Consider the following 12,029-nt stretch of genomic DNA (forward strand, 5'->3'; position numbering starts at 1 on the left):
GACACTCCATCGGCGGCATGCTGTTTCGCTATGCGATACGCGCATAAGCGCGAGTGAGGAAACGCAGGGGTGACGCGCCGACATGGCTCAACCGACCACCCACGCCGAGGGACGCGCCCGAGCGGGTGCCGAGGGCCGGGACATCGTCCTGTCCACCGAGGGGCTGACCAAGGAGTTCAAGGGGTTCCGCGCCGTGAACGGCGTGACCCTCGAGGTGACGCGCGGCACCATCCACGCGCTGATCGGCCCGAACGGCGCCGGCAAGACGACCTGCTTCAACCTGCTGACGAAGTTCCTGACGCCGTCGGCGGGCTCGATCCGCTACAACGGCCGCGACATCACCGGCATGAAGCCGGCGGACGTCGCCCGGCTCGGGCTGGTGCGTTCGTTCCAGATCTCGGCGGTGTTCCCGCACCTGACGGTCAAGGAGAACGTCCGCATCGCCCTGCAGCGGCGCAAGCGCGGCGACTCGTTCGACTTCTGGCGCTCCGAGACGGTGCTGCGCGCCCTCAACCAGGAGGCGCTGCAGCTGGTCGAGGCGGTCGGCCTCTCGGATTTCGCCGACATTCCCGCCGTGGAGCTGTCCTATGGCCGCAAGCGCGCGCTCGAGATCGCCACGACGCTGGCGCTGGAGCCCGAGATGCTGCTCCTCGACGAGCCGATGGCCGGCATGGGCCACGAGGACGTCGACCGGACCGCGGCGCTGATCCGCCGGGTCTCGGCGAACCGCACCATCCTGATGGTCGAGCACAACCTGTCGGTCGTCGCCTCGCTCTCCGACCGCATCACCGTGCTGGCGCGCGGCCAGGTGCTGGCGGAGGGCGACTACGCCACCGTGTCGAAGGATCCCCGCGTGATTGAGGCCTATATCGGAGCCGGTCATGGCTGAGGCGGTGATGACGAAGCCGGTCGCGGGCGCGGCCGCGGGCACGGCCCCGCTGCTCTCGGTGCAGGGCCTCGAGGGCTGGTACGGCGAGAGCCACGTGCTGCACGGCATCAGCTTCGACGTGAAGCCCGGCGAGGTCGTGACCCTGCTCGGCCGCAACGGCGCTGGCAAGACCACGACGCTGCGCGCCATCATCGGCATCCTGGCCAAGCGCAAGGGCTCGATCCGCTACGACGGCGCCGAGACCATCGGCATGGCCTCGCGCAACATCGCCAAGCTCGGCCTCGGCTACGTGCCGGAGGAGCGGGGTATCTTCTCGAGCCTGTCGGTCTACGAGAACCTGATGCTGCCGCCGCGGGTGAAGCCCGGCGGGATGACGGTCGAGCAGATCTACACCCTGTTCCCCAACCTCAAGGAGCGTGCGGGCAGCCAGGGCACCAAGCTCTCGGGCGGCGAGCAGCAGATGCTCGCCATCGGCCGCATCCTGCGTACGGGGGCCAAGCTGATCCTGCTCGACGAGCCGACCGAGGGCCTCGCCCCGGTCATCGTGCAGCAGATCGGCCGGACGATCGCCCGGCTGAAGACCGAGGGCTACACGATCGTGCTGGTGGAGCAGAACTTCCGCTTCGCCCAGACCGTGGCCGACCGTCACTTCGTCGTCGAGCAGGGCCGGGTGATCGACACGATCCCGAATGCCGAGCTCGACGCCAACATCGACAAGCTGCACACCTATCTCGGGGTCTGATGCGGTCGCGGGTCCTCCTCACGGCCCTGCTGGCGGGCCTCGCACCGGATGTGGCAGCGCTTGCCGACACGCCGGTGAAGGGCGCGCCGGTGAGGATCGGCGTGCTGAACGACCGTTCGGGCGTCTATGCCGACATCTCGGGCGAGGGCTCGGTCGTCGCCGCCCGCATGGCCGTGGAGGATTTCCGTCCGCAGGCCCACGACCTCGCGGTCGAGGTCGTGGCCGGCGACCACCAGAACAAGCCCGGTGTCGGCGCGGCGCTCGCCCGGGCGTGGTACGACCGGGAGGGGGTCGACGCGATCTTCGACGTGCCGACCTCCTCGGTGGCGCTCGCCGTCCACGCGGTCACCCGCGAGAAGAACAAGGTCTTCGTCGATTCCGGCGCCGGCACCGCCGACCTCACCGGGCCGGACTGCTCGCCCAACACCGTGCACTGGACCTTCGACACCGTGGCGCTGGCGAACGGCACCGGCGGCGCCATGGTCAAGCGCGGCGGCGACACCTGGTTCTTCGTCACCGCCGACTACGCCTTCGGCGAGGCGGTGCAGCGCGACACCACGGCGCTGATCCTGCGCAACGGCGGCAAGGTGCTGGGCAGCGTCAAGACGCCGTTCCCGGCCTCGGACTTCGCTCCGTCTCTCCGCCAGGCGCAGGGCTCGCACGCCAAGGTGATCGGGCTGGCCAATGCCGGCGGCGACACGATCGGCGCGGTGCGCGAGGCGGCGCGGCTGAAGGTGACCGAGGGCGGCCAGGCGCTCGCCGGGCTGCTGATCTTCTCCTCCGACATCCACGCCCTGACCCCGAAGGTGGCGCAGGGCCTGGTTTTGACCGAGCCGTTCTACTGGGACCTCAACGAGGCGACCCGCGCGTTCTCCGACCGCTTCGCCCGGCGCTTCGGCGGCAAGAAGCCGACCGCCGCCCAGGCCGGGGTCTATGCCGGCGTGCTCCACTACCTCAAGGCGGTCGCGGCGCTGAGGTCGGCCGACGACGGCGCCAAAGTCGTGGCGAAGATGAAGGAGATCCCGACCGACGACCCGCTGTTCGGCAAGGGCACGATCCGGGCCGACGGCCGCAAGATCCACGACATGTACCTGTTCGAGGTCAAGAAGCCGTCCGAGTCGAAGGGCGAGTGGGACCTCTACAGGACGCTGGCGACGATCCCCGGCAACGAGGCGTTCCGGCCCCTCGACCAGGGCGGCTGCCCGCTCGTCACCCGGGCGGCGCAGGCGGAGGGCGCCAGGCCCTGAGGCATGAGAAGCGGGCGCGCGGAAGGCCGCGAAGCCCGCCCGGACCGGATTGCCGTCCCGCCGCCCGTGCGACGGGACGGGGAGAACCCGCCGCGTGCGGCGACACGAAGAAGAACCGCCGCGTGCGGCGGGACCAGGGACAGGCCGCCGCGTGCGGGTGGCACCGACAGGGAGGAGTATCGATGCTGAAACGGTTGTTGCTCGCCAGCGCGCTCTGCGCCGTGGCCGCCACCCAGGCGCTCGCGCAGCAGACCCCGGTGAAGATCGGCGTGCTGAACGACCGCTCGGGCGTCTATGCCGACATCTCGGGCGAGGGCTCGGTCGCCGCCGCCCGCATGGCGGTCGAAGACTTCAAGGCCGCCGAGAAGGGCCTGAAGGTCGAGATCGTCGCCGCCGACCACCAGAACAAGCCGGATGTCGGCGCCTCGATCGCCCGGCAATGGTACGACCGCGACGGCGTCGACGCGATCTTCGACGTGCCGACCTCCTCGGTGGCGCTCGCCATCAACCAGGTGACGCGCGAGAAGAACAAGGCCTTCATCAATTCGGGCGCCGGCACCGCCGACCTCACCGGTCCGCAATGCTCGCCGAACACGGTCCACTGGACCTACGACACGGTCGCGCTGGCGAACGGCACCGGCGGCGCCATGGTCAAGCGCGGCGGCACCACCTGGTTCTTCCTCACCGCCGACTACGCCTTCGGCCAGGCCCTGCAGCGCGACACCACCGAGGTCGTGACCAAGAACGGCGGCAAGGTGATCGGCGCGGTCAAGACCCCGTTCCCGACCGCCGACTTCTCGTCCTTCCTGCTGCAGGCGCAAGGGTCGGGCGCCAAGGTGATCGGGCTGGCGAATGCCGGCGGCGACACCATCAACGCCATCAAGCAGGCGGCGGAGTTCGGCATCACCGAGGGCGGCCAGGCCATCGCCGGGCTGCTGATCTTCTCCTCCGACATCCACGCCCTGACCCCGAAGGTGGCGCAGGGCCTGGTGCTCACCGAGCCGTTCTACTGGGACCTCAACGACGGCACCCGCGCCTTCTCGGACCGCTTCGCCAAGCTCGCCGGCGGCAAGAAGCCGACCGCGGTGCAGGCCGGCGTCTACGCCAGCGTGCTGCACTACCTGAAGGCCGTCGAGGCGCTGAAGTCGGCCGCCGACGGCGGGAAGGTCGTCGCCAAGATGAAGGAGATCCCGACCGACGATCCGCTGTTCGGCAAGGGCAGCATCCGGGCCGACGGCCGCACGATCCACGACATGTACCTGTTCGAGGTCAAGAAGCCGGCCGAGTCGAAGGGCCCGTGGGACCTCTACAAGACGCTGGCGACCATCCCCGGCAACGAGGCGTTCCGGCCCCTCAACCAGGGCAATTGCCCGCTGGTGAACAAGAGCTGACGCTCCTTCCGGCGGCGCGCGAGCGCCGCCGGCCCACCCGAACCCGGCCCGGTCCCCACGCGAGTCGCCAGACCCCATGCCCACGATCCTCGGCGTCCCCATGCAGGCGCTCTTCGGCCAGCTCCTGCTCGGCCTCATCAACGGCTCGTTCTACGCCATCCTGTCGCTCGGGCTGGCGATCATCTTCGGGCTGTTGAACATCATCAACTTCACCCACGGCGCGCAGTACATGATGGGCGCCTTCGTCGCCTGGATGCTGCTGAACTACGCCGGCCTCGGCTACTGGTGGGCGCTCATCCTGGCGCCGATCGTGGTCGGGATCTTCGGGGTGATCCTGGAGCGGCTGCTGATCTCGCGGCTCTACAAGCTCGATCACCTCTACGGCCTGCTCCTGACCTTCGGCCTGGCGCTGATCATCCAGGGCCTGTTCCGCAACGAGTACGGCGTGTCGGGCCTGCCCTACGCGATTCCCTCGGAGCTGTCGGGCGGCCAGCGCCTGCCCTTCATGTTCCTGCCGAACTACCGCGGCTGGGTCGTCGTCGCCTCGCTCGTCGTCTGCATCGCGACCTGGCTCGTCATCGAGAAGACGAAGCTCGGCGCGTACCTGAGGGCCGCGACCGAGAACCCGACGCTCGTCCAGGCCTTCGGCGTCAACGTGCCCCTGCTGCTGACGCTGACCTACGGCTTCGGCGTCGCGCTCGCCGCCTTCGCGGGCGTGCTCGCCGCGCCGGTCTACTCGGTCAACCCGAACATGGGCGCCGACATCATCATCGTGGTGTTCGCGGTCGTGGTGATCGGCGGCATGGGGTCGATCCTCGGCTCGATCATCACCGGCTTCACCCTCGGGCTGATCGAGGGCCTGACCAAGGTGTTCTACCCGGAAGCCTCCTCGACCGTGATCTTCGTCATCATGGTGCTGGTGCTGCTGGTGAAGCCCGCCGGCCTGTTCGGCCGCACCGCCTGACCCGCCTCGCCTGAAGGAACACACGACGATGTCCTCCGCCGCGGCGTCCACCGACGCCTCCCCGATCGCCCGCACCCTGCCCGAGGGCAAGGACGCCAAGGCGTTCCACCGCCTCGTCTTCGTCGTCATCGCGGTCCTGCTCGCGGTGCTGCCCTTCATCCTCTATCCCGTCTTCCTGATGAAGGTGCTGTGCTTCGCGCTGTTCGCGCTGGCCTTCAACCTGCTCCTCGGCTACGGCGGCCTGCTCTCCTTCGGCCATGCCGCCTATTTCGGCATGGCGAGCTACGTCACCGCCTACGCCGCCAAGAACTGGGGGCTGACCCCGGAACTCGCGATCCTGGGCGGCACCGTGGTGGCGGCGCTCCTCGGCCTCGTCTTCGGGGCGCTCGCCATCCGGCGCCAGGGCATCTACTTCTCGATGATCACCCTGGCGCTCGCCCAGATGGTGTTCTTCTTCTCGCTCCAGGCGAAGTTCACCGGCGGCGAGGATGGCATCCAGGCGGTGCCGCGCGGCAACCTGTTCGGCGTCATCAGCCTCGCCGACGACCGGGTGCTCTACGCGCTCGTCGCGGTGATCTTCTTCCTCGGCCTCCTGCTGATCTACCGCATCATCCACTCGCCCTTCGGCCAGGTGCTCAAGGCGATCCGCGACAACGAGCCGAGGGCGATCTCGCTCGGGTATCGCGCCAACCAGTACAAGCTCGCGGTCTTCGTCCTCTCGACGACGCTCGCGGGCCTTGCCGGCTCGACCAAGGCGATCGTGTTCCAGCTCGCCTCGCTCACCGACGTGCACTGGTCGATGTCGGGCGAGGTGGTGCTGATGACGCTGGTCGGCGGGATGGGCACGGTGTTCGGCCCGATCCTCGGCTCCTTCGTCATCATCGCGATGGAGAACTACCTGGCGCAGTTCGGCGCCTGGGTGACGATCATCCAGGGCTTCGTGTTCGTGATCTGCGTTCTGGTGTTCCGCGAGGGTATCCTGGGACTGGTGGCCCGGATGCTGAAGCGGCCGCTCTGAGCCGGACGAGCGACGGACGAGACGGGCGGCGCCGGTCCTGCGTGGGACCGGCGCCGTCGTCGTATCGAGAACTTTGTTCCTGACTCGTCCGAACAGAGGTCGAGCACGTCTCCCCTCCCTACAGGGGGGAAAGCGCGCGCATCGACGATGGGCTGGCATGTCGGAGGCGACGTGTTGACCTGTAATACCGCCGCGCCTTTGAACAGGTCCGTTCGAAGGCGCGGCGGTATCGTTCAGCTACTAAACCGTCGTGCTGACAGCCCGACGCTGAGAGACTTATCCGGAAAACCGTGTCCATCCGCGCGCGATCTCCGATCGCCCCGACCCCTCTCCCGCGCTCGACTGATACGACACCGGAGAGATCGAGCGGGAGCGTCCTCCCGGGCTCTGCTGCGCGGCCCCGGGACGACGAGGGAGTGGCATTTGCGTGAGCGGATTGATCGCGAAGGGCCGGTCGCCCCTCACCGCCCCTTGCCATCCCGCCACTTCAGGAACTCCTGGTACAGCTGGTCGCGGTCGACCTCGCCGGCGCCCCGGCGCTGGGCCAGGAACTGCGCCACCTCGCCCGGGGCCGCCGCGACCCGCGGGGCGGGGCCGGTGCGCTGCTCGAGCCAGTCCTTGGCCGCCGGGAAGCGGGGCCAGTCGGGGACCTCGGCGGTGAGGTTTACCTCGCGCCATTTCGGGTGCCGGGGCGCCTTCAGGAAGGCATCGTACTGGCTGAAGAAGCCGTCGACGAAGCGGGCGATGCGGTTGTAGCGCTCGCTGCCCTTCGGCCAGTTATAGGCCGCCAGGATGGTGCCGACCGCCAGCGTGCGCACCGTAGCGCCCTCGGGGGCGAGGAGCGGGTAGTCGGCGTGGGTCAGCTCGGCCGGCATGTAGCTCTCGGCGGCGCCGCCCGCGAAGGGCACGTCGAGCAGGTGGAAGCGGTCGCCGGCCTGGAACTCGGCCAGCACCGCCACGGGCTTGGCCGCCACCGAGACGACGGCGGCGACCTCGCCCCGCTCCAGCATGGCGAGCGCCGCCGGCTGGTCGACGTTGACCGCGTCGACCGCGAGGCCGATCCCGGCGAACATCGCCCGCCCCGACACGTCGGTGCCGCTGCCGCGCACGTCGAAGCTCACCTTCCGTCCGGCGAGCTGGCGGATGTCGGTGATGTCGCGGGGCGCGACCACGTGGAGCTCGTCGTTGAACAGCCGGGCGATGTAGGCGATGTGGGAGCGCGCGTTGCCGACCCGCTTGTCCTTGCTCAGCTGGTCGAGGGAATCGGTGCGCACGAAGCCGATGTCGATCCCGCGCAGGTAGCGCAGGTCGTAGGCGTTCTGGCCGGCGCCCTTGCCCATCACCGGCAGCACCCGCAGGTCCTTGTAGCCGTCGAGCACGAAGGCGAGGTCGCTCGCCATGCGGAAATAGGTGCCGCCGGGGGTGCCGGAGATCACCGCCACGGTGTTGGCGTTGAGATGGCTGCCGAGCGCCACGTCCTCGGCGGTCTCCCGCGGAGTCGCGGCGGGAATCCGTGCCCGGGCCGGGGCGGCCCGGGCCGCCCGGGCGGGCGCCGATGCGGCGGCCGGGGGATCGGCGGGCTGGGCGACGGCCCCGCCCGGTCCCGCGAGCCAGGGCAGCGTGGACCAGGGCAGCAGGAGGGCGAGGCCGATCAGTGCGGCGCGGCGTGTCATGCGGGATCTCCTCGCCGGCGGTGCGTCACTCGCCGGCCCACGGGGCCGACAGGGGTGCGACGGCGGGGGCCAGCAGCGGGCCGGGCAGCCCGGCCTGGCGGATCGGCGTGGACCAGGCGGCGGGTTCGCGCGGCCGCGCGGGGCCGGCCGGCTCGCTCCCCGGCTCCCGGTTCGCCAGCCGCTCCTCCGCCGGCCCGGTGGCCGCCACGCCCTCGCCGTCCTGCGCCTGGCGGTAGAGGGCGCTCGCGGTGTCCGGATCGCCGCGCATGCCGCGGACCTGCAGGGCGGCGAGCCTGTCGGGATCGTAGGTCTCGGCGAGAAGCGCGGTCGCCCGGGCGCTGCCACTCCTGACGCCGAGGGTGAGGAAGAGCCGCGCCCCGCTGATGTCGCCGCGCCCGAGCAGGGTCGCGACCCGCGCCAGCAGTCGCGCCTCGTCGAGCGTCTCCGCGGGCTGCGCGGTCGCCGGCAGGAGCCCGCCCCGCGGCGCCGTGCCGAGGCGGGTCCGGAGCACCAGCGAGGGCGCCGGCCGGCCCGACCCGGCATCGATCGTCCCGGTCCCGGCCGGTTTCGCCTCTGCCGTCTTGGTCTCTGCCGTCTTGGTCTCTGCCGTCTTGGCCTCGGCCGTCTTGACGTCGGCGGTCCTGGTTCCGGACCTCCCGGCCCGCGACCTCCCGGAATCCGGCAGCCGGGCCTCGGCCGCGCGGTCGAGGCCGGCCTTCAGGCGATCGAGCCGCTCGCGCGTCTCGGCGCCGGCCCGCTCGGCGGCGAGCCGTCCCCGCTCGGCCCGGTCGCGTTCCTCCGCGACCTGCACCACGCGGGCGGCGGATTCGGACCGGGCGACCTGCGCCGCCCGCAACGCGACCGCGAGGCGGCGCAGACCCGCCCGCATCATCGCCCGCTCCCGCGCCGCCGAGGCCGCCTGGGCCTGGTGGGCGACCTGCGCGGCCTCCGCCGCGGTCTCCAGCGCGGCGACGCGGCGGCGCGCCTCCGCCAGGGCGCCCGCGAGCTGGTCGGTGCGCGTGCGCTCCTCCGCGAGGGCCTGGCGACGCTCGTCGGCCGTCTCCTCCGCGACCCGGCGCGCCTCCTCGGCGATCGCCAGCGCGGCGTGCCCCGGCGCGGGATCGTGCTCCTGCGCCACCCGCGCCCGCAACGCCTCGACCTCGGCCCGGGCGGCGACGAGCTCGCGCCGGGCCGCCGCGGCCGCCTCCGAGAGGGTGCCGGCCCGCGCCTCCTCCTGCTCGAGACGCTGGCGGTGCGCGGCCGCCTCGGCCTCCGCCTGGCGCACGCGCGCCTCGGCCTCCCGCCGGACCGCGTCGAGTGCCGGCGCGTCGGAAGGCGGGACGGCGGCGCGGGCTGGTGCAGCTTGCCGGGCCGGATCGCCCGCTTGCCGGGCCGGATCGCCCGCTTGCCGGGCCAGGATCGTGCGCACCTGCATCTGGCGCGGCACGCCGGCCCGATCCGCCTCGGTCGCCTGCGCCGCGGCGACCTGTGCCGTCGCGACCGGTGATGTCTTGACGTCGGGCACCGCGTCCCGGGACGCGGCCGCCCCGGCCGGGGCGGCGGATGCCGGGCCCGCATCCGGCGGGCTTCCCTCCATGGTGAGCAGCACGCCGGTCGCCGCGACTCCCAGGCATCCTGTCAGTCCGAGCCAGAACCTCATGCCGCGCCCCTCCGGCTGGGCGGGCGGTCCCGGGGGAACAGCCGCGCCGTCTCGTCGCGGCCGACATTGGGCCGTCGGGGCAGGCAGGGGCTATCTGCGCGAAGGGAGCGGGCGGGAGGGCACGGCCTCACCGAAAGGCGCGGGCGCCCTCGCCTTCGGGAGGAGGCGCGGGATCAGGCCACGGCCCGCCGGATCGCGGCCCGGACCCGCTCGGGCGCCTCGAAGGGCAGGAAATGCGTCGTGCCCGGCACCGTCTCGACCTCGATCCCGGGGCGGGGGCTCGCCGCGAGGGCGCAGGTGCTGCCGGTCTCGGCCCGCAGCACCTCGACCGGGCAGGACAGGCGCGCCAGCGCCGCCCACGGGTCGTGGCCCTGCGCGAGGTAGCTCGACGCCTCCCAGGCGCCGGTGCAGGCCAGCGTCACGCCCTCGGGGCCATCGCGGAACCCGTCCGCGACGTAATCGGCGAGCGGCGCCTCCGGCCAGGTGCGGAAGGCGCCGCGCCCGGCATAGGCGGCGAGGGCCGCCGCGCGGGACGGGAAGTCGCTGCGCCGCCGCAGCGCCCCTTCGGCGAGGCCGGCATGGCCCTCCCCGCGCCGCTCCGGCGGCTGGATCACCGGATCGAGGAGCACGAGGCGGCGCACCCGCTCCGGCCGCTCGGCGGCGGCGAGCAGCGAGGCGGTGCCGCCCATCGAGTGGCCGATCAGCACCAGGAGGCCGGCATCGAGCCGGTCGAGGACGGCGATCAGGTCGTTCGTGACGTCCCACCAGTCGGTCCGCCCGGCGGGCTCGGCCGGCAGCGTCGAGCGGCCGTGGCCGCGATGGTCGTAGGCCAGCACGTGCAGGTCGGTCAGAGGCGAGAGCAGGCTGCGGTAGGTGCGGGCGTTGAAGCCGTTGGCGTGGAGCAGGATCGCGTCGAGCGGCCGCGCCGCCGGCCCGAAATCGAGCGCGGCGAGATGGCCGCCGGCGGCGTCGCCGATGTCGATGGTCCGCCGGACCAGCCCGTCTCGCGTCACGCCCGCATCCCCTTCGGTCGCGCCAGGGCGGTCCCGGCGGCGCCGAGCGCCATCAGCACGGCCGTGCCGAGGAAGACCGCCCGCATGCCGACATGTCCCCCGACGAAGCCGCCGAGCAGCGGCCCCACCACCTGCCCGACGTACTGCGACGAGGTCGAATAGCCAAGCATCGTCCCGGCGACCCGGTCGGGCACCGAGTGGCGGATCACGCTGGCGATGCAGGGCAGGAGGCCCCCCAGCGCCAGCCCCATCAGGAAGCGCAGGGCCACGAGCTGCCAGTCGCTCGTCACCAGGGCCTGGGGCACCAGCAGCACGGCCGACGCCGTCAGGCTCGCGGTGATGACGGTCCAGGGGCCGATCCGGTCGGCGAGGCGCCCGAGGCGCGGCGCCGACAGGATGCTGCCGAGCGCGGTCGCCGACATGGCGAGCCCGGCGATCAGGGTGACCCGGGCGGGGTCGGGCGTCAGCTCGGCGACGTAGACGGTGATGATCGGCTCGACCGACATCACCGCCAGCATCAGCAGCATCCCGGTCGCCAGCATGGCGAGGGCCGGGCGCTTGTCGGGGATGCTGGCGAAGCCGCCGCCGACCCGGGCCGCGCGGGCTGAGCGCGGCGCCTCGCGGATCAGCAGCAGGGTGGCGAGGAAGGCCAGGAAGATCACCGCGCCGGCGGCCAGGAAGGTCGCCCGGATGCCGATCAAGGGCGGCAGCACCCCGCCGACGAGCGGCCCGACGAGGTTGCCGGCCATGATGCCGGAGGCGAGCGTGCCGAGCGCCCAGGCCGAGCGGTCCTTCGGCGTCTGCGTCGCCACCAGCACCGTCGAGCCGGAGGCGTAGCCGCCGAGCAGGCCGGCGAGCAGGCGCAGGCCCACCAGCTGCCAGACGTTGCCGGCGAGGCCGATCAGCGACATCGCCACCGCCATGCCGAGGCTCGCCCGGATCAGCATCAGCTTGCGGCCGTAGAGGTCGGCGAGCCGGCCCCAGAGCGGCGCCACCAGGGCGGCGCTGAAGAAGGTCGCCCCGAAGGCGACGCCCGACCACTGCACGATCGCCGCCTGGTCCTTGACCCCGAGCTCCTCGACGTAGAGCGGCAGGAACGGCAGGAGCAGCGTCATCGCCACGATGGTGGTGAACGAGCCGAACACGCAGACCGCGAGGTTGCGCCGCCAATGGGCCTCGTCCGCTGCCTCGTCAGGGACCGCCGCGCTGCTGTCGCGGGTCATCCTCGGTTTCCTTCCCCGCGCTCGAGCGTCGATCGACGACCGGACCCTAAGCAGATTTCGCCGAAGTGGTTACCGGTTCGGCGCCAAAAATCTGCGACAAACAAGAACCTAAGCGGGCGAAGCGTTGGCCTGCCCACGGTACACGACAGCGCGACCTCGGCCCGACCATAAGCCCGGACGATCCTCGTAAGCCTCCCCCTTTCCCGGAC

At 71.8% G+C, this 12,029-nt stretch carries 10 protein-coding genes; 6 read left to right on the plus strand and 4 right to left on the minus strand.

Going from position 1 to position 12,029, the window contains the following annotated elements; translation table 11 throughout:
* The first annotated feature begins 82 nt into the window (after positions 1-82).
* From A5481_RS26505 to A5481_RS26530, 6 genes are all read left to right on the plus strand, one after another.
* A complete protein-coding gene (locus A5481_RS26505) occupies positions 83-889 on the plus strand; it encodes an ABC transporter ATP-binding protein (RefSeq protein WP_048433137.1) in 807 nt (268 codons plus the stop codon).
* Complete coding sequence (locus tag A5481_RS26510) at positions 882-1,631, plus strand: ABC transporter ATP-binding protein (protein WP_048433136.1); 750 nt, start codon at positions 882-884, stop codon at positions 1,629-1,631. The genes A5481_RS26505 and A5481_RS26510 overlap by 8 nt, the downstream gene beginning before the upstream one ends.
* A complete protein-coding gene (locus A5481_RS26515) occupies positions 1,631-2,878 on the plus strand; it encodes an ABC transporter substrate-binding protein (RefSeq protein ID WP_082173026.1) in 1,248 nt (415 codons plus the stop codon). The genes A5481_RS26510 and A5481_RS26515 overlap by 1 nt, the downstream gene beginning before the upstream one ends.
* Before the next feature lie 182 nt (positions 2,879-3,060).
* Positions 3,061-4,269, plus strand: coding sequence for an ABC transporter substrate-binding protein (locus A5481_RS26520; protein ID WP_048433135.1), 1,209 nt, complete (start codon positions 3,061-3,063; stop codon positions 4,267-4,269).
* A 76-nt stretch (positions 4,270-4,345) separates the two neighbouring features.
* A complete protein-coding gene (locus A5481_RS26525) occupies positions 4,346-5,233 on the plus strand; it encodes a branched-chain amino acid ABC transporter permease (protein ID WP_048433134.1) in 888 nt (295 codons plus the stop codon).
* Between the two features lie 28 nt (positions 5,234-5,261).
* Positions 5,262-6,251, plus strand: coding sequence for a branched-chain amino acid ABC transporter permease (locus A5481_RS26530; protein WP_048433133.1), 990 nt, complete (start codon positions 5,262-5,264; stop codon positions 6,249-6,251).
* Between the two features lie 461 nt (positions 6,252-6,712).
* On the opposite strand, the gene A5481_RS26535 is transcribed toward A5481_RS26530, so the two are convergent.
* From A5481_RS26535 to A5481_RS26550, 4 genes are all read right to left on the minus strand, one after another.
* Complete coding sequence (locus A5481_RS26535; RefSeq protein ID WP_082173025.1) at positions 6,713-7,924, minus strand: TAXI family TRAP transporter solute-binding subunit; 1,212 nt, start codon at positions 7,922-7,924, stop codon at positions 6,713-6,715.
* 25 nt (positions 7,925-7,949) lie between these two features.
* Positions 7,950-9,584 carry a hypothetical protein gene (locus tag A5481_RS26540; RefSeq protein WP_156655655.1) on the minus strand — a complete coding sequence of 545 codons (1,635 nt, stop codon included), beginning with the start codon at positions 9,582-9,584 and terminating at the stop codon, positions 7,950-7,952.
* A 173-nt stretch (positions 9,585-9,757) separates the two neighbouring features.
* Positions 9,758-10,597, minus strand: a complete 840-nt coding sequence (locus A5481_RS26545) for an alpha/beta fold hydrolase (RefSeq protein WP_048434398.1) — start codon at positions 10,595-10,597, stop codon at positions 9,758-9,760.
* Positions 10,594-11,820: an MFS transporter gene (locus tag A5481_RS26550; protein WP_048434397.1), complete on the minus strand. Its 1,227-nt coding sequence runs from the start codon at positions 11,818-11,820 to the stop codon at positions 10,594-10,596. Before A5481_RS26550 ends, A5481_RS26545 begins: the two co-directional genes overlap by 4 nt.
* Positions 11,821-12,029: the final 209 nt, after the last annotated feature.

Origin of the sequence: Methylobacterium platani (assembly GCF_001653715.1) — a bacterium.
In the GTDB taxonomy this organism is placed as follows: Bacteria; Pseudomonadota; Alphaproteobacteria; order Rhizobiales; family Beijerinckiaceae; genus Methylobacterium; species Methylobacterium platani.